The organism is Actinospica sp., assembly GCF_035552695.1.
Classification (GTDB): Bacteria; Actinomycetota; Actinomycetes; order Streptomycetales; family Catenulisporaceae; genus Actinospica.
On sequence record NZ_DASZKT010000233.1, the window covers coordinates 16,973 to 38,134 of the forward strand.

Below are 21,162 nucleotides of genomic sequence, written 5' to 3' on the forward strand. Positions count from 1 at the left end.
GGAACTCACTGCGCGGCGAAGCCGGTCCGCCAGGCCGGCCAGCCGGGCGTCCAGCCGAGTTCGGCGCGCGCCCGGCGATTGCTCGCGCCGCGTTCCCAGGCTGCGCGGCCGGGGACGATGGCCGGGGCCGGTTCGCCGAGCGCCGCCGCCAGCGCGGGCAGCCACTCGCGGGCCGGTGCGGGCTCGTCGTCCACGATGTTGACGACGCCGTTAGGCCATTCGAGTGCTGCGACGGCCGCGCGTGCCGCGTCCTCCACGTGGACGAACGACGAGACTCCGTCGTTCGCGGTAATAGAGCCCGCGCGCAACTGCTGCGCCACGAATCCGCCGCGCTCGTGCCACGTGCCGGGGCCGTACAACGCGCCGTAGCGCAGGACCACGTGCTCCGGCATCCGCGCCGATTCCGACTCCAGGGCCCTGACACCGGTCATCATCGCTGCTCGCTGCGGGTCGGCGTCGAGCGCCACGGTCTCGTCTGCCGGGGTGTCGCCGCCTTCGTACACCCACGAAATCGACTGCGCGACGATCCTCTGTGCGCCGAGCTCCAGGGCCGCGTCCACGAGGTTGCGCGTGCCCTGGACCCGCAGCCGCGAGTTGGCCGCGAAGTCGCGCTCGCCGAGCGTGGTCAACTGGTGAACGATGATCTCGGGCCGGAAGGCCCGGACCGCCGCGTTCACTGATTCGGCGGACAGCGCGTCCATGCGGAGCCCGCTGGCGCCGAGCGCGTCGACGGCCTTGGCCCCCTCGTCAGAACGCGACGTGCCGCCGACCTCGTGACCCGCCGCGAGCAGCATCGGGACCAGCAGACGGCCGATCGCGCCGGTCGCTCCGGCAACCAGAATCCGCATGTGCCACCACTCCCCTGTTTTACCCCGTCGCACGTTTCCCGCAGATCACAGTATCGTCAGGGCGTGACCTTGGAAGTTCGTGCGGCCGTCGCCGACGACGCGGAGCAGATCGCGTTACTGCACACCGACAGTTGGCGGCGCTTCTATCGGGACGCCTTCTCCGACTCGTACCTCGATGGCGACGTGCTCTCCGACCGGCGCACGGTGTGGTCCACGCGTCTCGCCGCGCCTTCCCACGCCGCGACGATCGTCGCGGCGGACGGAAGTGGCGTGACCGCGTTCGTGCACGTGATTCTCGACGAGGACGCGCGGTGGGGCAGCCTCATCGACAATCTGCACGTCCGGCACGATCAGCGGCGCTCCGGGCTGGGCCGCGTGCTGGTGCGCAGGGCCGCCGCGGCGGTCGCCGAGCGCGCCGCGGACCGGCGGATGTACCTGTGGGTGCTTGAGCAGAATGCGAATGCTCAGCGGTTCTACCAGGCCATGGGCGGCGCGTGCGTGGAGAAGACGCTGGTCGATCCGCCCGGCGGGGTACCGGATAGGCTCGCCGGCACGCCCAGCAAGCTGCGTATCGCGTGGGCCGACGTCGCCGTCCCGGAATTGAGAGCTGAGTGACCGTGGGAAGTCCCGGGTTTCCCGCGCTGCCGGAGTGGTCCGAGCGGATCGAGGCCTATCTGGACGGGCGGCTCACGCCGGAACCGGCCCGGCTCGCGGCGACCGTGGTGCTGCTGCGCGAGCCGGAATATGACGCGTCGTCGGCGCCGGAGGTCTATCTGCTCAAGCGCGCCACGACGATGTCCTTCGCCGGTGGCCGGTACGCGTTCCCGGGCGGACGGGTGGATCCGCGCGACTCGGACGCGTCGGTGGCGTGGGCCGGGCCGTCCGCCGAGGAGTGGGGCGAACGCTTCGGCTGCTCGGCGGCCGAGGCACGCGCGCTCGTCTGCGCCGCCGTGCGCGAGATGTTCGAGGAGACCGGGGTGCTGTTCGCCGGGACCTCCCCCACGTCCGTCGTCGAGTCGACAGCCGACGACGCCTGGGAGGCGGACCGGCGCGCGCTGGAGACCCGCGAGCTCTCGCTGACGGAACTGCTGACCCGCCGCTCGCTCGTACTGCGCACGGACCTGCTCGGCGCCTGGTCACGGTGGGTCACGCCCGAGTTCGAGCCGCGCCGCTACGACACCGCGTTCTTCATCGCCGCGCTCCCGCCGGGCCAGCACGCCCGCGACGTCTCCGGCGAGGCGGACACGACCGTCTGGATCCCGGCCGCGCAGGCCGTCGCCGATCACGCGGCGGGCAGGGTCGCGATGCTCCCGCCGACGATCACGACGCTGCGTCAGCTGACGCCGTACCCGAGCGCCGCGACAGCCATCGCCGCGGCCGCCGACCGCTCGCTGACCGCGATCATCGCGGACGTCGAGCGGCGAGCGGACGGCGGCTACTGGCTCGTCTGGCCCAGCTCGTAGTTCCTGGTCACCGAGCTACTGACGCGTCGGGTGCGCGTGCTCCTCGGCGCCGGCGCCACGGGGCTCGCCGGTGCCCTCAGGCTCGGGGACCTGTGTGGACGGTGCGGGCGTCCATTCGGGTGAAACCCGCTCGGCCGGCTCCTGGCGGGTCCGGCCGCCGCGCGCGGTGGCGATCATCGCGGCCAAGATCATCACGGCGCCCGCGCAGGCCGCCATGATCGGCCCGTTGCCCACCGCGGCCGAATGCAGGCCGCCGGGGGTCTGCGCCTGGCGCGCGCCCCACAGGACGACGGTGGCGATCGCGACCGCGCCGGCGAGGATCCACAGCCAGCGCCACCACACGGCGATCCCGGCGACCACCAGGACCGCGCTGATCAGGACCGGGAGCAGCAGCGAGGCCATCGTGGCGGCGTTGGCCGCGGTCAGGCCGTTGCTGAACAGGTCCGCGACGCGGATATTGGTGCCCGTGCGTCCGCCGTACCACTGCACGAACGCGCTCCACACGGCGACCACGGCGGCCGCGACGACGAGGAGCAGGCCGATCATCTTCCGGCTCCAGTGAACCATGGGAACCTCACTCCTTTGGCGGATCCCCCTCCACTCCAGCCTGCATCAATCGTTCGGTTTCGGCATCCCCTGGCGAGGCGGCGCCGTCCTTGCTGCGCAGCCAGCGCCAGGCGGCGAAGTTGACCGCGCCGATCGGGATCGGCACGACGAAGGTCAGCGCCCGGGAGAGCAGGATCGCGGCGGCGATCCGGTCGGTCGCCCCGGTGCCGAGTCCGGCGGCCAGATACGCGGTCAGCCCCACCTCGGTGATGCCCAGTCCTCCGGGGGTGACCGGGATCGTGGTGAGCAGCCTGATCAGCGCGTAGCCCGCGAAGGACTTCTCCCAGGACACCTCGCCCGCCGTGACCCCGACCGAGCGCAGGCAGGCGAGCTGCACGAACCAGCCGGTCAGGTCACTGGTCAGGGTGGACACGCTCATCAGCCAGCCGCGCGTCTTGATCAGCTTCGCGGCGAGATGCTTGAACTCGAGGAACGCCTCCTCGAGGTCCTTCGGTCCCGAACGGTGGAACCAGCCCATGACCTTCGTCGCCGCACGCTGGGCGAAGCGGCCGAGCACGGCCATGAAGTTCTCGCTGTGCAGGGCCCATATGACCGCGCCGAGCGCGGCGAGAAACACCCCCGTGCCGAGAATCGTGGCCAGCACGAGCTGGCTGCTCGGTCGGCCCACCGCGCTCAGCGCGAGCAGGGCGACGGCGGGCGTGCCGAACTTCGCGAACTGGCTCCATAGACCCGAGACCAGCGTGTACAGCGTGAATTCCTCGGTGCTGAACCCCCACGCGGAGGTCATGCTGTAGCTCACGCCGAGGGCGATGGCGCCGCCGCCGGGCACGGTGTTGGCGACGGCCGTGGAAGAGAGGTTCATCGCGGCCGCGCGCGGCAGGCTCAGCCCCGGCAGACAGGTGGTGATGAACCACCAGCCGGTGAAGAGGTTGAGCACGGTGACGCCGATCAGCGCGAGGATCCACGCCGCGGTCATCGCGCTGACGTCGTTCCAGGCGGCGCTGTACGAGGCGATGCTCGGAAAGATGAAACCGAAGACGGCGAGGATGACGGCGATCGCGAGAAGTCGGGTCAGCCGCTGCCTTCTCCGCTTGCTCCGCTGGTCCGCCGCGTTGCCACTGTCTTCTGCCGCCACATTCGCGAGTCTAGGGTGACGGGTCGTTCCAGGCACATAGCGGGCGGTCCGGCGCGCTGTGGCGCAAGCGGGCGCGCGGGCCTGACGGGGCGTGAGACCACCGGCTCGGACGAGATGGACCGGAACCGCTCGTGCGGTTGCGGGTGTTCCCGGGGCGGGCGACGATCTAGAGGTGATTTCCTGGTTGGGCAGCGGGGACGGATGGGGCACCCGCGAGCAGGCGATACCCGGCGAGTGGGCGCTGCTGGTTCTGCTCATCATGCTCGGCGCGGTACTGGGCTTGCTCGTGCTCTGGTTCACGCTGCTGCGGCACGAGCGGGCCGTGCGGCGGCGGGCCCGGCGGCGGAACGAGCTGATGCTCACCGAGATCGGCGCGGCCGCGGACGAGCCGGTACCCGTGCCCGCCGAGGACCAGGAGCAAGCGGAGCCCGCAGGGCCTGCGGAGCCGGCAGCTGAGGAACCCGAGCCGGAAGCCGCCGAAGGGGCGCCCGAGCCGACGGGATCGGCGCGGCAGCGCAAGCTGACGGACGAGATCCTTTCGCGCGTCGAGGCCGAACTCGCCGAACGCGATACGCCGCGCTGGAGGGACCTGGCCGCGCTGGTGCACCACGAGTTCGGTGTGACGGTTCATCCGAGCTCGATTCAGAAGGCCGTCCGGCGCCGCCGCCTCGCGCAGGCCACCCAAACGACGTAGTCCCCGACCGACGTAGCACGACGGCAGTAACCGCCGGCACTACGCCGATTGGGGGACGTCGGGTTGGGCGGGCGAGGGCTCAGCCGATCCGGCGCAGCCGCATCAGCGCGAACCAGATCAGCAGCGCGGCGAGTGCGAGGAAGACGCCCGACTCGATCCACTGGAAGTCCCAGAAGCGTTCGCCCGGCTGATAGCTCTGCAGGTTGTACGCGCCCTGGTAGGCCGCGTCCGCACACGGGTTCGCGTTCGCCTGCAGCGCGCCGCTGCCGGCACTCGTGCTCATGCTGACGACGTTGCCGCCGAGGCACTGCAGTTGGGCGTCCGCCAAGAGCGTCTTGCCCTGGGCGCCGACCACGGAGTTCGAGTAGATCCAGTCCCCCGCGTACATGTTGTACTGCTGGGTGCTGGTGATCGGGAGTTTCAGCGATACCGGGCTGAGGTAGTTCTTGCGCGCCACCCACTCGATCACCACACGCACGGCGATGAAACCGGCGAGCGTGATCCCCATCGCGGGCAGCACCTTGCGCGAGTACACGCCGAGGAACACTCCGAGCGCGACCGCGAAGAGCGTGTACGCGATCGGGACCACACCCTGCACGTCGAAGGACACGTAGTTCATCCGGCCGTTGTTGCCGCTCGCGATGAGCGGAGAGAACCACCAGGTGACGCCGATCGCGTAGACCAGCGCGATGACGAGTGTGACGAGCCCGATGAGCCCGAACTTGGCCAGCGCCCAGCGCATGCGCCCGACGCCCTGCGTCCAGACGAAGCGGTGTGTGCCCTGCTCGATCTCGTGCGCGACGAGCGGTGCGCCGTAGAAGATTCCGACGAACACCGGCAGGATCACGAAGAGGACGGCGATGAACGTGAGGCTGCTGTATTGGTGGGAGAACTGACTGCTCAGCTCGCTGCAGTTCACGGCGTTGCCGGCGACCAGTTGGGCCGTGCCGGCCTTCCCCAGGCAGGCGGAGAGGCCCGATTTCACGAACTCGTGATGCATCGACAGGCCGGTGGGCACCATCACCGCGGCCAGGGCGGCCAGGGTGAGGAGGGTGAAGAGCAGTTGCTTGCGGTGCTGCCGCCAGGTCAACCAGATCATTTCGCAGCCAACTCCCCCGCGGTCTCGGTCTTCGCCTGGGCGCCCACGCTCAGGTAGGCGAGTACGAGGTCTTCCAAACTCACGTCGATGGCCCGCCAGCCGTCGGCCAGCGCCGGCAGGGCGCCGGGCAGCCGGACGAGCAGCGTGGACTGTCGATCGGTACGGCTGGCCCGGATCACGGTCGCGGTGCCGGCCACCGCGGCGGCCTCCGTCTCGCGCGGACCGATCAGGGTCCGGTGCTGCGCGAGCAGTTCGTCCACGTCGCCGCTCAGCTGCACGTGCGCCCGCTGCAGCACGATCAGGAAGTCGCAGGCGCGTTCGAGATCGGCGAGCAGGTGCGAGGAGAGCAGGACCGTCGTGTCCGTCTCGCCGACCGCGCCCATCAGCGTCTGCATGAACTCGTGCCGCGCCAGGGGGTCCAGGCTCGCGATCGGCTCGTCGAGCAGCAGAAGTCTCGGCCGCTTCGCGAGCGCGAGGGCGAGTGCCACCTGGGCGCGCTGTCCGCCGGAAAGCTTGCCGACCGGACGGTCGGTCGGGATGTCGATGTGGGCCAGCCGCTCGTGCGCGAGCGCGGCGTCCCAGCTCCGGTTGAGCTTGCCGCCGAGCTTGATCAGCTCGGCCGCGCTGAAGTCGCGGTAGAGCGGGGTGTCCTGGGCGACGAAGCCGATCTCGGCCAGCGCCTGGCCGCCGGCGCGCGGGTCGCGGCCGAACACCCGCACCTCGCCCTCGTCCGGCCGCAACAGGCCGACGGCCAGGTGCAGCAGCGTGGTCTTGCCCGCCCCGTTGGGCCCGACCAGCGCGGCGATCCGCCCGGTCGGCAGCCGCAGGGTGCAGTCGCGCAGCGCCCAGGCGCGCCCGTAGCGCTTACCCAGGCCCGCGGTCTGCAGCGCGGTCTCCTCTGTCATGGGCTTGAAGCCTCCTTCGATACCACGACGCCTTCGGCGGCGGGACTGTCGAACATGGACCGTACGGTGGTGTCGATCAGGGCCGTGATGTCCTCACGGGCGAGCCCGGCGGTGCGCGCCCGGCCGAGCCAGTCGACGAGCTCGTCGCGCAGCTGCGCCTGGTGGCCCAGCGAGGGGCCGGCCAGCGTGCCGACCAGGAAGGTGCCGCCGCCCGGCCGGCCCTCGGTCAGGCCCTCGAGCCGCAGCTCCCGATACGCCTTGAGCACGGTGTTGGGGTTGATGGCCAAATGCTGCGCCACGTCGCGCACCCCCGGCAGCTGGTCGCCCGGGCGCAGCAGGCCGACGCGCAGCGCCTGCTTCACCTGGAGGATCAGCTGCATGTAGGTGGCGACCTTGGAGCGGCTGTCCAGCACGAACTCGATCACGAGCACTTCTCCTATTGTCTTACGACAGTAAGACAGCCTGGCCATGACAGAGGGGCCTGTCAAGGCTCAGCCCTCGACAGGCCCCTGAACTGGGGTTCCTCAGCCTAGCTAACGGGTTCGGCGGCTCACGCGTCCGGCTGGGACGCCGGCTCCGACTCGGCCTCGGCCCGCGCCTCGGCCTCGGCGCGGCGGTCCAGCACGCCGTTGCGCCGGTTGATCACGGCCGCGGCCACGCCCGCGGTGCCGACGAACGCGGCCGCGGCGAGCCAGGGCCGGTCGAGCAGGTGGCCGGTCGCGTCGTCCAACGAGAGGGTGCCCGCCCCGGTGAGCCCGAGCCCGGCGGCGCCGAGCCCGATCAGCAGCGGCAGCTCGTAGCCGCCGCGCATCGCGAACAGGCCCTTCTCCCAGTTCACGGCCGCCGCCGCGGCCATCGTCCCGGCCGCCGCCGCGCCCGCCGCCGGGGTGGCCAGGCCGAGCGCGAGCAGCGCGCCGCCGCCGGTCTCGCCGACGCCCGCGGCGAGGGCGCTCTCCCGGCCCGGCTCGAAGCCCATCGACTCCATCGCCGCCGCGGTGCCCTCGATCCCGCCGCCGCCGAAGAGGCCGAAGAGCTTCTGCCCGCCGTGCGCCATCAGCACAGCGCCGATGCCGAGGCGCATCAGCAGCAGCCCGACATCCCGGCGGCACGTGCAGGAGGCCGGCCGCTTCGCTCGCGCGTGTCCCGTCATATCCGCTCCCTGCCTTCCGCTCGCCCCCTCGTGCTCATCCTGCGCCGGACCGCTCCGGTCGCGCAGCCCGGCTGGACCATTCGTGCCGCGAGAACTTTCAAAGATTTCATGAAGATTTGTAGAACAGGCTCAGCACTATCCGTTGACCACCCCTGGACGCGGCGATACCGTTCGTGGCAGCGCGACGCTGGAACCGACCGGTCGGTCGGCAACCCGCTCGCACCGATCTGCACCACTGCACAGGACGCGGCGGAACGGGCTGCACTACCCACGCACGGCATCACCCGCACGCCCCCGCACCCCGCGTCCAAGAACCCTGACACAAGACGGCCGGCTCCGTCCTCCCGCGCCGCGGCGATCCCGCGCGCCCGGAACCGGCACCGGCCGGGATACTCCGCGCGGCCGGGCACGACCCGTGCCCACGCCGCTCCACCGAGAGGGGAATACCCGCAGTGAGACTCAGAGATCGACTGCGTGCTCCGGCACGCGTCGTGACCGCACTCGCCCTGGGCGGCGCACTCGCCCTGGGCAGCACCGCCGCGGCCTCGGCCGCCGCCCCGGGCACCCACCCCGCGCTCTCCGCCGCCCAGCGGATGATCGCGACCGAGGCGGCCGGCTCCGCGCACGCCTCGCAGCCGGCGCCGAGTTCGGCGAACTCCGGTTCCGCGCACGTCTGCTCGGCGGTCGTCACGGCCGGCCAGAAGGCCTGCATGGCGCTCAAGCGGAACGGTGTGCACGCTGCCGCCGCCGTCTCGCCGAACGCGATCCCGTCCGGCGTCGGCTACGGTCCCTCGCAGCTGCAGTCGGCGTACAACCTGACCTCGGCCTCGGCCGCGGACGGCAGTGGGCGCACCATCGCGGTCGTCGACGCGTACGACGACGCGAACGCCGCCGGCGACCTGGCCGCGTACCGCTCGGCGGCGGGCCTGCCGACGGTGCCCAGCTTCAAGAAGGTCAACCAGTCCGGCGCGACCTCGCCGCTGCCCTCGGCGCCGCCGTCCGGGGACGACTGGACCCTCGAGGAGTCGCTCGACCTCGACATGGCATCGGCGATCTGCCCGCTGTGCAACATCGTCCTGGTCGAGGCGAACGACGACACCAGCAACGGCCTGTACGTCGCGAACAACGCGGCGGCGAGCCTGGCCGGCTACATCTCGAACTCGTGGGGCGGCGGCGAGTCGTCCACGGACACCTCGTCCAACTCCCAGTACTTCAGCCACGCCTCCGGCATCGTCACCACGGCGTCCGCGGGCGACTCCGACTACGGCGTGATCTACCCGGCGACGTCGCCGAACGTGGTCTCGGTCGGCGGCACCGCACTGAAGACGTCCTCGAGCTCGCGCGGCTGGACCGAGTCGGTGTGGAACACCACGACCGGCTCCGAGGGCACCGGCTCGGGCTGCTCGGCCTACGAGACGCAGCCGTCCTGGCAGACCTCGCTGGGTCTTAGCGGCTGCACCAAGCGCATCGACAACGACGTGGCGGCGGACGCCGACCCGGCGACCGGTGTCGCGGTCTACGACACGTCGAACGGCAACAGCGGCTGGAACGAGGTCGGCGGCACCAGCGCCTCCTCGCCGATGGTCGCCGCGATGTACGCCCTCGGCGGCAACGCGGGCGCCAACCCCGCGGACGACATCTACACCCACACGAGCAACTTCTACGACGTCACCAGCGGCAACGACGGCTCGTGCAGCCCGGCCTTCCTGTGCACCGCGGAGACCGGCTACGACGGCCCGACCGGCATCGGCACCCCGAACGGCATCGCCGGTCTGCAGACCGGCAGCACCGGCGGCGGCAACACGGTGTCCGTGACGAACCCCGGCAGCCGGACCGGGACCGTCGGCACGGCCGTGTCGCTGCAGATCTCGGCGAGCGACTCGGCCTCCGGGCAGACGCTCAGCTACAGCGCCACGGGCCTGCCCGCGGGTCTGTCGATCAGCGGCAGCGGCCTGATCTCGGGCACGCCGACCACGGCGGCCACCTCGAACGTGACGGTCACCGCGACCGACACGACCGGGGCGTCCGGCTCGGCGTCGTTCAGCTGGGCGATCAGCACCTCGGGCGGCGGCGGCGGTTGCTCCGCGGCGCAGCTGGTCACCAACCCGGGCTTCGAGACCGGAGCGATCAGCCCCTGGTCCTCGACGTCCGGCGTGCTGAACAACTCGTCGAGCGAGCCGGCGCACTCGGGCAGCTGGGACGCGTGGCTGGACGGATACGGCACGACGCACACCGACACGCTGTCGCAGAAGGTGACGATCCCGTCGACGTGCACCACGGCCACGTTCTCGTTCTGGCTGCACATCGACACGTCGGAGACGACGACCGGCACCGCGTACGACACCCTCAAGGTGCAGGTGCTCAACTCCAGCGGCACCGTGCTGACGACGCTGGCGACGTTCTCCAACCTGAACCACAACACCGGCTACACCCAGCACTCCTACAGTCTGGCCTCGTACATCGGCCAGGCCGTCACCCTCAAGTTCACCGGGTCTGAGGACTCCTCGCTGCAGACCTCGTTCGTGGACGACGACAACGCGGTGAACGTCGGCTAAGCGACGACGTTCACGGTTGCCGTAAGTACGGCGATGCGGCGTACACATCCGTGGGAGACCGCGGATGTGTACGCTGCGTGCCATGCAGACAGCCATCAAGGGCACGACGCTGCCGGTCCTCGAGATCACCCTGAACCCCGGTGAAGGGGTCATCTCCACGCACGGCGAACTGTCGTGGATGTCGCCGAACATCGTCATGTCGCAGACCACCGGCGGCGGGGGCGGCCGCGGCGGCTTCCTGTCCGCGGTCAAGCGGGCCATAGGCGGGGGCAGCTTCTTCCAGACGCAGTACCAGGCGCAGGGCCCCGGTCCCGGCCTGATCGCCTTCGCCACCAAGGTCCCCGGCCAGATCATGCCGATGCAGGTGGGTCCGGGCAACGGCCTGTACGTGCACCGGCACGGCTTCCTGTGCGGCACCCAGGGCATCCAGGCGACGGCGTCCGCCGTACCGGGTCTCGGCGCCGGGCTGTGGGGCGGCGAGGGCTTCGTGCTGCAGCGGCTCGAGGGCAACGGCGAGGCCTGGATCGAACTGTCCGGCGAGGTGTCGGCGTATCAGCTGGCACCGGGTCAGACGATGCTGGTGCACCCCGGGCACGTGGGCCTGTTCCAGGAGAGTGTCAGCTTCCAGATCACCCGGCTGCAGGGCGTACGCAACATACTGTTCGGCGACGACGGCTTCCACCTCGTCGCGCTGACCGGCCCGGGCGAGATCTGGCTGCAGTCGATGCCGATCGCGCTGCTGGCGCACGCGATCTACCCGTACCTGCCGCAGCCGCGTTCGAACTGACGTGATCGACGTCCTGGGCCGGGGCGGCCGATGGATACGCGACTCGATCGAGTCCGCCCCCGCCCCGACGCTCCCGTGGGCGAACCCGTGGCAGTGCACACTCGCCGGGATCCTGGTGCACAGACCGGGCTCCCCGCTGCTGGCGGCGGGTCCGCTGAGCATGCTCGACCGCTTCGGCGCCCTCCACCTGGACGGCGGACACGTCGGCTTCGACGGCGATCGGCACGACTGGTCCAAGGTCACCGCCGTACGAATGCGCAACGCCTTCGAGCTCCTGACGACCGACGCGCTGGAGCAGGAGGTAGACCGCATCCGCCCCCTGCTCCCACCCGTCCCCGGCCGCAAAAAGGTGCTGACCTACCTCACCCAGCACCTCGCGATCGTGCTCCTCGCCGCCCTGGACCAAGGCGACGACGCGATCAACCACGAGATCGTCGCCGAAATCCGCTACCGCGGCACCCTACCCGCCGGCAGACGCGTCGCCCGCCCCAGCCTCTTCCCCGCCGCCCTGCTATCGCTGAGGCCTGACATCAACGAAGCCCTGGTCGCCGAGGCCCTGCGCCGCGAGATCCCGGTGACCCCCGCCGACGCCGTGCGCCGCGGAATCCCCGACTCCCAAGTCGAACGCGTCGCCCTACTCCGCCGCCGCACCGACGCCATCATCGCGCGCATCGGCGTGGACGATGATGGCGGAGCCCGGGTCTAGAGGTCTGATCCGGGTTCGGTTCTGTTCTCGGGTCCTGCGGTGTGTCGTTCGGCCCGGCCTCCGCTCTCGTTGCCGTATTGCTTGGTCTCGGGGCGCTCGACCATGAGGGCGTGTGCGGGGGTGTCGGCTACGGGGCGGTGGCGGGTGCCCCTCGGGACGACGAACAGGTCGCCGGCGGTGAGGACGACCGGCGGCCGGGCGGCTAGCTCGATGCGGAAGGTACCGTCCCAGCAGAGGAAGAGTTCGTCTTCGTCGTGCTCGTGCCAGGGGAATTCGCCCTCGAACAAGGCGATGCGGACGATCGTGTCGTTCGCGGTGACGAGGTCGCGTGGCTGGTACGGGCCGGTCAGGGACCGGACGACGTTCTCGATGGATACCGGGCCGGATTCATGGGTCGTCGACATGGATCAATCTTGCACCGACCCGGGCCGCCCACGCCTACGCCTAGGCCTGCGGCTTGAGGCGGGCGCCGCCGTCGACGGGGATCACGGTGCCGGTCAGGTAGCCGTTGCGGACGAGCAGGGCGATGACGTCGGCGATGTCGTCGGGCTTTCCGATGCGGCCGACGGGGGTGGCCGCGACGAAGCTGTCGAGCACTGCGGCGCGTTGGGCGGCGGGGACGACGCGGTTCCACCAGTCGCTGTCGACGACGCCCGGGGAGACGCAGTTGACGCGGATGGGGGCGAGTTCCAGGGCGAGGGTCGGGGTCAGCGTCTCGACGGCGCCGTTGACGGCGGCCAGGCCGGCGGTGCCGGGGAGCGCGCACTGGGCGGAGGCGGCGCTCACGATCGTGATCGAGCCCTGCTTCGCCAGGTGCGGAAGCGCGGCCTGGACGGTGTGCGCGAGTCCGGTGAACTTGGTGTGGAACGCCTCGTCCAGGGCCTCCAGGTCGAGTTCGGCGAGCGTGCCGGGGGCGCCGGTGCCCGGGGCGGTGACGACCAGGTTGTCCACGGGGCCGAGTTCCGAGAACAGCGCGTTCAGGGCGGCTCGGTCGGTCATCGAGGCGGCACGGCCCTGCGCCCCCTCGCCGCCTATCTCGGCGACGGCCTGCTTCACCCGGTCCGCGTCCCGGCCGATCACGGTGACCCGGTGGCCCTCGGCGGCCAGGCGGCGCGCGGTGGCGAGGCCGATTCCGGCCGTGCCGCCGACGATCACAGTGTGCTGCGACATGAGGACTCCTCCCATGGTTCCGAGACACTGTGCCTCGGAATGGCCCCAGCTTAATACGAGACACCATGTCCAGTAAAGTGGGGCCATGGAGCAGACCTCGGCCCTCGGCCGCCCGCGCAGCGAACCGGCCCGCCGTGCCGTGCTGGACGCCGCGCTGCGGCTGGTTCGGCGGGACGGCTACCAGGCCGTCACCATCAAGGGCATCGCCGAGGAGGCGGGCGTCGGGCGGCAGACGATCTACCGCTGGTGGAACAGCAAGCGCGAGGTGCTGCTCGAGGCGATCATCGATCTAGCGCGGCCGATCGCCCAGCCCGAGCCCACCGACGATCCGGTGCACGATCTGCGGCAGATCCTGCGCGGCTCGTTCCGGCTCTCCCCCGTCGCCGGGCCGATCATCAGCGGCCTGATGGCGGACGCGACGAACGACCCCGAGTTCCTCGCCCAACTGCAGAGCGAGCTGCTCGCCCGGCGGCGCGCCCTGATCCGGGAGACGCTGGAGCGGGCGCAGCGCGCCGGAACGGTGGGCGAGGGCGCAGAATTGAACTTGGTCACGGACATGATCTGGGGCACGATGTGGTACCGCGTGCTGTCCAGGCACGCGCCGGTGAACGAGGCCTTGGCCGACGAGGTCACCGACGCCGTCCTGCGCCTGCTGGGGTCCGCGGGAAAATAACTTTGCGCCCTAACAGTTCGGGGGCTAACCTTTCCGCGTGGGCCAGGAACACGTAAAGCTGCCGTTGACGATCGACGCGGAAGACGCCGCCAAACTGCACGAGCGCCTGCACGGCTCGCCGCTGATGCGGCTGGTGGGGCTCGCCGGGCAGTCGGTCGGGCACTCCTTCCGGCGCGTCTTCGCGGAGGAGGACGGGCTCAGTTTCGGCTCCGCCGCCGTGCTCAGCGCGCTCGCCTTCGGGACGGGCCGCGGAATCGACTTCGGCACCCCGGGCCGGGCCACGCACAGCGAGCTCGCCAAGCGCTGCCTGATCACGCCGGCGACGCTCACCGGCGTGGTCTCCACGCTGGAGAAGGCCGGCTACGTCCGCCGCGAGCGCGACCGGGCGGACCGCCGCGTGGTCTGGCTGGTGCTCACCGAGTCCGGGGCGGAGCGCGCCAATCAGATCGGCGCCCGCTTCATCGCCGTCAACGAGGCCCTCACGCGCGACCTCGACCCCGAGCTCGAGCAGTCGCTGCGCTCGTTCCTGATCACCGTGATCGAGAACAACCTCGCCATCGTCCAGGAGATCTCGCCCGTGTCCGACAACGACGTCAAGGCCTTCATCGACAATTCAAACCGGGGGAAGCCAGAGTGCTAGTCAAACTCTTACGCGAGTATCTGCGGCCGTATCGAGCGCCGATCGCGCTCATCGTCGGGCTGCAGTTCCTCGCCACGCTCGCGATGCTCTACCTGCCCACCCTGAACGCCAACATCATCGACACCGGCGTGCTGACGGGGAACTCGGGCTACATCTGGAAGACCGGCGCGCTGATGCTGGCGATCACGCTCGGCCAGATCGCCTGCCAGATCTGCGCGGTCTACTTCGCCGCGCGCACCGCCATGGCCGTCGGCCGCGACCTGCGTTCGGCGCAGTTCCGGCAGGTGCAGCGCTTCTCGGCGCGCGAGATCGGGCAGATCGGCACGCCGTCGCTGATCACCCGCAGCACGAACGACGTGCAGCAGGTGCAGATGCTGGTGCTGATGTTCTTCGTGATGACGGTTTCCGCGCCGATCATGATGGTCGGCAGCATCGTGCTGGCCCTCGACCAGAACGTCACGCTCTCCGGCCTGCTGGTCGTCATCATCCCGGTGCTGGCGATCGTGCTCGGCCTGATCATCTCGCGGATGGTGCCGCTGTTCCGGGCCACGCAGGGAAAGCTGGACTCGATCAACCGGGTGCTGCGCGAGCAGATCACCGGCGTGCGGGTCGTGCGCGCCTTCGTCCGGGACGAGCGGGAGCGGGACCGCTTCGAGGACGCGAGCAACGAACTGCTGCAGGTCTCGCTCGGCGCGGGCAAGCTGATGTCGCTGATGTTCCCCTCGGTGATGGTGGTCGTGAACCTGTCCAGCGTCGCGGTGCTCTGGTTCGGCGGCCATCTGATCAACGACGGCAGCATGCAGATCGGCGCGCTCACCGCGTTCCTCAGCTATCTGATGCAGACGCTGATGTCGATCATGATGACGGTCTTCACCTTCATGATGGTGCCGCGCGCCGAGGTCAGCGCGGAGCGCATCCGCGAGGTGCTGACCACCGAGAGCAGCGTGGTCCCGGCGGCGAACCCGCGCGTGCCCGACCTGCTGCGCGGCACCCTGGAACTGCGCTCGGTCGACTTCTGCTACCCCGGCGCCGAGAAGTCGGTGCTGCACGACGTGAGCCTGCTGGCCAGGCCGGGCGAGGTCACCGCGATCATCGGTTCGACCGGCGCCGGCAAGACCACGCTGCTCTCGCTGATCCCCCGGTTGATGGACGTGACCGGCGGCGAGGTGCTGGTGGACGGCATCGATGTGCGCGAGCTCGACGCGAACGTGCTGAGCAAGACCGTGGGCTACGTACCGCAGCGTCCTTATCTGTTCTCCGGGACCGTGGCGAGCAACCTGCGCTACGGCAACCGGGACGCGACCGACGAGGAGCTCTGGCAGGCGCTGGAGACCGCGCAGGGCAGGGACTTCGTCGAGGCGATGCCGGAGGGCCTGAACGCGCCGATCGCGCAGGGCGGCACGAACGTGTCCGGCGGTCAGCGGCAGCGGCTGGCGATCGCGCGGACGCTGGTGCGCAAACCGGAGGTCTACCTGTTCGACGACTCCTTCTCGGCGCTCGACTACGCCACCGACGCGCGGCTGCGTGCGGCGCTGGCGCGGGAGACACAGGAGGCGACGGTCGTCATCGTGGCGCAGCGGGTGAGCACCATCCGGCAGGCCGACACCATCATCGTGCTGGACGAGGGCCGCGTGGTCGGCACCGGCACGCACAGCGAGCTGATGGACGGCAATGAGACCTACCGGGAGATCGTGCTCTCCCAGCTGACGGAGCAGGAGGCTGCGGCATGAGCGAAGAGCAGCAACCCGAGGACGCCCGCACGACCGAAAGCGCGGTGGACGGAGAGGCCGTCGGCGAGCGCGTGGTACCCAAGCGCGGTCTCGGCCCGCAGGCCGGCGAGCGCCGCGGCGGCCCGGCCGCGTTCATGGCCGGCCAGTCCACCGAGAAGGCCCTGGACTTCAAGGGCTCGAGCAAGCGGCTGCTGAGAACGCTCAGCCCCGAGCGCCCGCTGATGATCTTCGCCCTGGTGCTGACCGCGATCGGCGTTTCGCTCAACGTGCTCGGTCCGCGGATCCTCGGCGACGCGACGAACCAGATCTTCGGCGGCGTCGCGGGCAAGGAGACCGCGCGCTTCGCCGGGCAGACCCGGGCGCAGGTGCTCGCCAACCCGGGCATCCCGTCCGGCATCCGCTCGGTGCTCGGCAGCGTCGGGTTCACCCCGGGCGTGGGCCTGGACTTCAGCTCGCTCGGACGCACGCTCGGCGTGGTCGCCCTGATCTACACGTGCTCGTCCCTGGTGCTCGCCTTCCAGGGCCGGATCACCACGTCGCTGGTGCAGCGCGCCGTCTACCGGATGCGGCGGGACGCGCAGGCCAAGCTGGCCCGGCTGCCGCTGAGCTACTTCGACGGCCAGCCGCGCGGCGAGATCCTGTCCCGGGTCACCAACGACATGGACAACCTGGCGCAGACCCTGCAGCAGACGCTGAGCCAGATCGCCATGTCGCTGCTCACGATCGTCGGCGTGCTGACGATGATGTTCACCATCTCCTGGGAGCTGGCGCTGCTGGCCCTGGTGACGATCCCGGTCTCGGTCTGGCTGGCCGGGAAGATCGGCAAGCGGGCCCAGCCGCAGTTCGTCAAGCAGTGGGGCACCACCGGCCGGCTGAACGGCCACATCGAGGAGCAGTACACCGGGCACACCCTGGTGAAGGTCTTCGGCCGGCAGCAGGACGCGATCGCGGAGTTCGACGAGCAGAACGACACGCTGTATCAGGCCTCGTTCAAGGCCCAGTTCATCTCCGGCTGCATCCAGCCCGCGATGATGTTCCTCGGCAACATCAACTACGTGTTCGTCGCGGTGGTCGGCGCACTGAAGGTGTCCTCGGGCTCGCTCTCGATCGGCGACGTGCAGGCCTTCATCCAGTACTCGCGCAGCTTCAACCAGCCGGTCACCCAGGTGGCCAGCATGGCGAACCTGCTGCAGTCCGCGGTGGCCTCGGCCGAGCGGGTCTTCGCGCTGCTCGACGCGAAGGAGCAGTCCCCGGACGACGCGCAGGCGCCGACCGTGGAGCAGGTGCGCGGGCAGGTGGAGTTCGAGAACGTCTCGTTCCGCTACAAGCCCGACGTGCCGCTGATCCAGGACCTGTCGCTGTCGGTCAAGCCGGGGCAGACGGTCGCGATCGTCGGCCCGACCGGCGCGGGCAAGACCACCCTCGTCAACCTGCTGATGCGGTTCTACGAGATCGACGGGGGCCGGATCACCCTCGACGGGGTGGACATCGCGAAGATGACGCGGGAGGACCTGCGTTCGCGCACCGGCATGGTGCTGCAGGACGCGTGGCTGTTCGGCGGCACGATCGCGGAGAACATCGCGTACGGAGTGCCCGCGGCGACGCAGGACCAGATCGTCCGGGCCGCGCAGGCCACGCACGTGGACCGCTTCGTGCGGACCCTGCCGGACGGCTACGAGACGGTCCTGGACGACGAGGCCTCCTCGGTCTCGGCGGGCGAGCGGCAGCTGATCACGATCGCGCGGGCGTTCCTCGCTGAGCCGGCGATCCTGATCCTGGACGAGGCGACCAGTTCGGTGGACACCCGGACCGAGGTGCTGATCCAGCGCGCGATGAACTCGCTGCGCCAGGGCCGCACCAGCTTCGTGATCGCGCACCGGCTCTCCACGATCCGGGACGCCGACCTGATCCTGGTGATGGAGAGCGGCCAGATCGTCGAGCAGGGCACGCACGACCAGCTGCTCGACTCCGGCGGCGCCTACGCCCGGCTGTACGACGCGCAGTTCGCGCAGGCAGTGGCCGAGGTGGACTGAGCCGGGTTCCGATCGCGGCGCCCGGTTTCCGACCGGGCGCCGCGGCGTTTCCGGACTTTTCGCGCTTTTGCTCCCGGGCGGCCGCGAGGTTCGACAACTATCTCAGCAATCTTCTTTGATCTTCCGCGAATACCCTCCCCATGCGGCTGCGACGGGATTAGTCTCTAGGGCATGGCGAGCACGGGCGGGGTTCTCCGCGGCCTGAGCCGATTCGGCCGATTCATTATCGGCCTGATCTCCTTCATCGTGGTCAGCGCACTGGCGGGAGCACTCGTCGCGGGCATGGTGCTGCCCGCAGTCGCGAGCGCCGGGCTCGGCGCCAAGGCCGCCTCCGACCACTTCCTGACGCTGCCCGCGTCCTTCTCCCTGCCGGTGCTGCCGCAGCGCAACACGGTCGAGGCCGCCGACGGCTCGGTCATCGCGACGACCTGGGACACGGACAACCAGAGCAACCGGGTGGTCGTCCCGCTCAGCCAGATCAGCGTACTGATGCAGCACGCGATCGTGGCCATCGAGGACCAGCGCTACTACCAGCACGGCGGCATCGACCTCAAGAGCACGCTGCGTGCGCTGGTCAACAACTCGAACGGCACCGGGAGCCTGCAGGGCGGCTCGACGATCGCGCAGCAGTTCGTGAAGAACTCCCTCGAGCTCGAGGCCGGGAGCAACGCGGCGGCGCGCAACGCCGCGATCGCCGACACCTTCTCCCGGAAACTCACCGAGCTGCGCGACGCGATCTCGGTGACGCAGGAGATGAGCAAGGACGAACTGCTCGCGGGCTACCTGAATCTGATCTTCTACGGCAACGGCGCGTACGGCATCCAGGTCGCGGCGCAGACGTACTTCAACACCTCGGCCGCGAATCTGACCGCGGACCAGGCGGCGATGCTCGCGGCGATCGTCAACAGCCCGAGCGAGTACGACCCGTACACCAACGCGGGTCCGGTGCTGACGCGGCGCAACGTCGTGCTCGAGGACATGGCCAAGCAGGGCTATCTGACCGCGAAGCAGGCCGCCGCGGACGAGAAGCAGCCGCTGGGTCTGAATCCGGGCAACGAGACGGACGGCTGCCTCGGGGCGGGCAGCGAGGCGTTCTTCTGCACGTACGTGTACAACTCGTTCATCAGCGACGCGACGTACGGGGCGACGAAGGCCGCGCGGCAGAACGTGTGGAACGCGGGCGGGCTGATCATCAAGACGACGCTCGTTCCGCAGGACCAGGCGTCCGGCGCGACGGCCGTCGCAAACCACACGAACCCTGATGACAGGGTGGCCACCGCCCTGGCCATGGTGACGCCCGGAACCGGGGCCATCACGGCGATCGCGCAGTCGAAGCCGATGGGCAGCGGCACCGGCCAGACGTACGTGGATCTGGCCGCGGATCCGCAGCACGGCGGCGGCGACGGCTTCCAGGCCGGCTCCTCGTTCAAGATCTTCGAAGGGCTCGCCGCGCTGGAGGACGGCAGGAATCCGGCGACGTCGATGAGCGTGCCGAGCCCGCTGGTCGAGAGCGGGCTGCGGTTGCAGGTGTGCGTGCCCGGGCACCCGCAGACGATCATCTGGCCGAGCGGCTACACGCCGAACAACGACGACGGCAACGGTTTCACCGGCACGCTGCCCGAGGCGTACTGGTATTCGGTGAACAACTACTTCCTGACGCTGGAGACACAGACGGGCCTCTGCCTGCCCGCGACGATCGCGCAGTCGATGGGCGTGACCCTGGACAACGACACCGGCACCGGCTCGCCGCTCCTGCAGATCGCGTCGTTCACCCTCGGCACGAACCTGATCACCCCGATCGAGATGGCCGCGGCCTACGCGACGGTCGCCGCGCACGGCGACTACTGCCGCCCGTACGTGATCACCGCGGTGTCGACCACGGCGGGTCGGCAGTACCCGGCGCAGCAGCCGGACTGCAGCCAGGTGATCGATCCGAATCTCGCGAACGAACTGACCGCGATGCTGCAAGGCGTGCTGACCCAGCCCGGCGCGACGGCCGACGGCCTGGGCATCGGCCGTCCGTCGGCGGGCAAGACGGGCACGACGACGCAGTCGATCGCGACGTGGTTCGACGGCTTCACCCCGCAACTGGCCACGGCCGTGTGGACCGGGTTCATCAGCCCGCGGGTCGGGGATTTCCTCGGCTATATGACGATCGGCGGCAAGTACTGGGACCAGCAGATCTTCGGTGCCACGATCTCCGCGCCGACCTGGCAGCAGGCGATGGAGGGGGCGCTGAAGGGGCAGCCGGCGGAGGACTTCACCCCGCCCACCGGCTTCCCCCCGGTCGGCTGATCGTCAGTCAATGGGCTGGTTCTCAGTCGATGGCCGACTCTCGGTCGATTGTTGATTTCTCAGTCGCCTGTTGCGTTATCAGTCGATGTTGATTTCTCAGTCGATGATCGCCACGACGCACGCCACGTTGTCCGCGCCGCCCGCTTGGATCGAGAGCTCGACCAGCGCGGCGACCGCATCCGTCGGGCCCCCTGCCCCCTCGACGACGCTCCGGATCTCGGCCTCCGCGACGCGCGCCGAGAGGCCGTCCGTGCAGAGCAGGTAGCGGTCCCCGGCCCGCACGTCCGTCACCCGCACTTCCGGCTCGGGAGACGTCCGGCCCGTGCCGAGAGCCTGCACGAGCAGCGCGCGCTGCGGGTGCGATTCGGCCTCCTGCGGCGTGATCCGGCCGTCGTCGAGCATGGACTGCACGAGCGTGTGGTCGTGCGTGATCTGGAAGAACCTGCCGTCGCGCAGGAGGTACGCGCGCGAGTCTCCGATGTGCACGAGGCCGAGTTCCGAGCCCGTCCACAGCATCGCGGTGAGCGTCGTGCCGGAGTCCTCGCCGGCGATCCGCCCTACCGCCTGGTGCGCGCGATCCGCCGCGTCGTTGAGGACGTTCAGCAGGTCCCCCGATTCGACGGCGTCGAGGCTGCGCAGCAGGTCGATGGCCGTGCTGCTCGCCGTGTCGCCGCGCCCCCCGAACCCGTCGGCGACGGCGAACAGGCGCGGT

The 21,162-nt window shown here is 70.1% G+C and carries 21 protein-coding genes; 11 read left to right on the forward strand and 10 right to left on the reverse strand.

The window, feature by feature from the left end:
* Nucleotides 1-5: 5 nt before the first annotated feature.
* Nucleotides 6-848: an NAD(P)-dependent oxidoreductase gene (locus tag VG296_RS26860; RefSeq protein ID WP_325570475.1), complete on the reverse strand. Its 843-nt coding sequence runs from the start codon at nucleotides 846-848 to the stop codon at nucleotides 6-8.
* 63 nt (nucleotides 849-911) lie between these two features.
* Here VG296_RS26860 and VG296_RS26865 point away from each other — a divergent pair, with 63 nt between their 5' ends.
* Entirely contained in the window at nucleotides 912-1,463 is a 552-nt protein-coding gene (locus VG296_RS26865; protein ID WP_325570477.1) for a GNAT family N-acetyltransferase, read from the forward strand.
* Nucleotides 1,460-2,311 (forward strand): NUDIX hydrolase, encoded by an 852-nt coding sequence (locus tag VG296_RS26870; protein ID WP_325570479.1) that lies wholly within the window; start codon nucleotides 1,460-1,462, stop codon nucleotides 2,309-2,311. The genes VG296_RS26865 and VG296_RS26870 overlap by 4 nt, the downstream gene beginning before the upstream one ends.
* Nucleotides 2,312-2,326: 15 nt before the next feature.
* Here VG296_RS26870 and VG296_RS26875 read toward each other — a convergent pair whose 3' ends face one another.
* Both VG296_RS26875 and VG296_RS26880 read right to left on the reverse strand, forming a co-directional pair.
* Nucleotides 2,327-2,878, reverse strand: a complete 552-nt coding sequence (locus VG296_RS26875; protein ID WP_325570481.1) for a hypothetical protein — start codon at nucleotides 2,876-2,878, stop codon at nucleotides 2,327-2,329.
* Nucleotides 2,879-2,885: 7 nt separating this feature from the next.
* Nucleotides 2,886-4,013, reverse strand: a complete 1,128-nt coding sequence (locus VG296_RS26880; RefSeq protein ID WP_325570483.1) for a YbhN family protein — start codon at nucleotides 4,011-4,013, stop codon at nucleotides 2,886-2,888.
* 172 nt (nucleotides 4,014-4,185) lie between these two features.
* On the opposite strand from VG296_RS26880, the gene VG296_RS26885 reads away from it, so the two are divergent.
* Nucleotides 4,186-4,707, forward strand: coding sequence for a hypothetical protein (locus VG296_RS26885; protein ID WP_325570485.1), 522 nt, complete (start codon nucleotides 4,186-4,188; stop codon nucleotides 4,705-4,707).
* 79 nt (nucleotides 4,708-4,786) lie between these two features.
* On the opposite strand, the gene VG296_RS26890 is transcribed toward VG296_RS26885, so the two are convergent.
* From VG296_RS26890 to VG296_RS26905, 4 genes are all read right to left on the reverse strand, one after another.
* Complete coding sequence (locus tag VG296_RS26890) at nucleotides 4,787-5,806, reverse strand: ABC transporter permease (RefSeq protein ID WP_325570487.1); 1,020 nt, start codon at nucleotides 5,804-5,806, stop codon at nucleotides 4,787-4,789.
* Entirely contained in the window at nucleotides 5,803-6,711 is a 909-nt protein-coding gene (locus VG296_RS26895; protein ID WP_325570489.1) for an ABC transporter ATP-binding protein, read from the reverse strand. The genes VG296_RS26890 and VG296_RS26895 overlap by 4 nt, the downstream gene beginning before the upstream one ends.
* Complete coding sequence (locus VG296_RS26900) at nucleotides 6,708-7,136, reverse strand: GntR family transcriptional regulator (protein ID WP_349259706.1); 429 nt, start codon at nucleotides 7,134-7,136, stop codon at nucleotides 6,708-6,710. Before VG296_RS26900 ends, VG296_RS26895 begins: the two co-directional genes overlap by 4 nt.
* Nucleotides 7,137-7,261: 125 nt before the next feature.
* A complete protein-coding gene (locus tag VG296_RS26905; protein ID WP_325570493.1) occupies nucleotides 7,262-7,861 on the reverse strand; it encodes a DoxX family protein in 600 nt (199 codons plus the stop codon).
* A gap of 593 nt (nucleotides 7,862-8,454) precedes the next feature.
* Between VG296_RS26905 and VG296_RS26910 the strand changes: the two genes are divergently transcribed.
* From VG296_RS26910 to VG296_RS26920, 3 genes are all read left to right on the forward strand, one after another.
* Entirely contained in the window at nucleotides 8,455-10,416 is a 1,962-nt protein-coding gene (locus tag VG296_RS26910; RefSeq protein ID WP_349259707.1) for a putative Ig domain-containing protein, read from the forward strand.
* Between the two features lie 82 nt (nucleotides 10,417-10,498).
* Nucleotides 10,499-11,203, forward strand: a complete 705-nt coding sequence (locus VG296_RS26915) for an AIM24 family protein (RefSeq protein ID WP_325570497.1) — start codon at nucleotides 10,499-10,501, stop codon at nucleotides 11,201-11,203.
* Between the two features lies 1 nt (nucleotide 11,204).
* The gene (locus tag VG296_RS26920) at nucleotides 11,205-11,909 is read left to right on the forward strand and encodes a hypothetical protein (protein WP_325570499.1); all 705 of its coding nucleotides are present in this window, start codon (nucleotides 11,205-11,207) and stop codon (nucleotides 11,907-11,909) included.
* On the opposite strand, the gene VG296_RS26925 is transcribed toward VG296_RS26920, so the two are convergent.
* Together VG296_RS26925 and VG296_RS26930 are read right to left on the reverse strand one after the other, a co-directional pair.
* The gene (locus VG296_RS26925; RefSeq protein WP_325570501.1) at nucleotides 11,906-12,313 is read right to left on the reverse strand and encodes a cupin domain-containing protein; all 408 of its coding nucleotides are present in this window, start codon (nucleotides 12,311-12,313) and stop codon (nucleotides 11,906-11,908) included. The genes VG296_RS26920 and VG296_RS26925 overlap by 4 nt on opposite strands.
* Nucleotides 12,314-12,353: 40 nt before the next feature.
* The gene (locus VG296_RS26930) at nucleotides 12,354-13,079 is read right to left on the reverse strand and encodes an SDR family NAD(P)-dependent oxidoreductase (protein WP_325570503.1); all 726 of its coding nucleotides are present in this window, start codon (nucleotides 13,077-13,079) and stop codon (nucleotides 12,354-12,356) included.
* Between the two features lie 85 nt (nucleotides 13,080-13,164).
* Here VG296_RS26930 and VG296_RS26935 point away from each other — a divergent pair, with 85 nt between their 5' ends.
* The 5 genes from VG296_RS26935 to VG296_RS26955 all read left to right on the forward strand — a co-directional run bounded on the left by VG296_RS26935 (nucleotide 13,165) and on the right by VG296_RS26955 (nucleotide 20,450).
* Nucleotides 13,165-13,752 (forward strand): TetR/AcrR family transcriptional regulator, encoded by a 588-nt coding sequence (locus tag VG296_RS26935; RefSeq protein WP_325570505.1) that lies wholly within the window; start codon nucleotides 13,165-13,167, stop codon nucleotides 13,750-13,752.
* A gap of 37 nt (nucleotides 13,753-13,789) precedes the next feature.
* Complete coding sequence (locus tag VG296_RS26940; RefSeq protein ID WP_325570507.1) at nucleotides 13,790-14,392, forward strand: MarR family winged helix-turn-helix transcriptional regulator; 603 nt, start codon at nucleotides 13,790-13,792, stop codon at nucleotides 14,390-14,392.
* Nucleotides 14,386-16,122, forward strand: a complete 1,737-nt coding sequence (locus VG296_RS26945) for an ABC transporter ATP-binding protein (RefSeq protein WP_325570509.1) — start codon at nucleotides 14,386-14,388, stop codon at nucleotides 16,120-16,122. The genes VG296_RS26940 and VG296_RS26945 overlap by 7 nt, the downstream gene beginning before the upstream one ends.
* Entirely contained in the window at nucleotides 16,119-18,155 is a 2,037-nt protein-coding gene (locus VG296_RS26950) for an ABC transporter ATP-binding protein (RefSeq protein WP_325570511.1), read from the forward strand. Before VG296_RS26945 ends, VG296_RS26950 begins: the two co-directional genes overlap by 4 nt.
* A gap of 171 nt (nucleotides 18,156-18,326) precedes the next feature.
* Nucleotides 18,327-20,450 carry a transglycosylase domain-containing protein gene (locus VG296_RS26955; protein WP_325570513.1) on the forward strand — a complete coding sequence of 708 codons (2,124 nt, stop codon included), beginning with the start codon at nucleotides 18,327-18,329 and terminating at the stop codon, nucleotides 20,448-20,450.
* Between the two features lie 96 nt (nucleotides 20,451-20,546).
* Here VG296_RS26955 and VG296_RS26960 read toward each other — a convergent pair.
* On the reverse strand, nucleotides 20,547-21,162 hold a 616-nt coding region (locus VG296_RS26960; RefSeq protein WP_325570515.1), incomplete at its 5' end, for a PP2C family protein-serine/threonine phosphatase.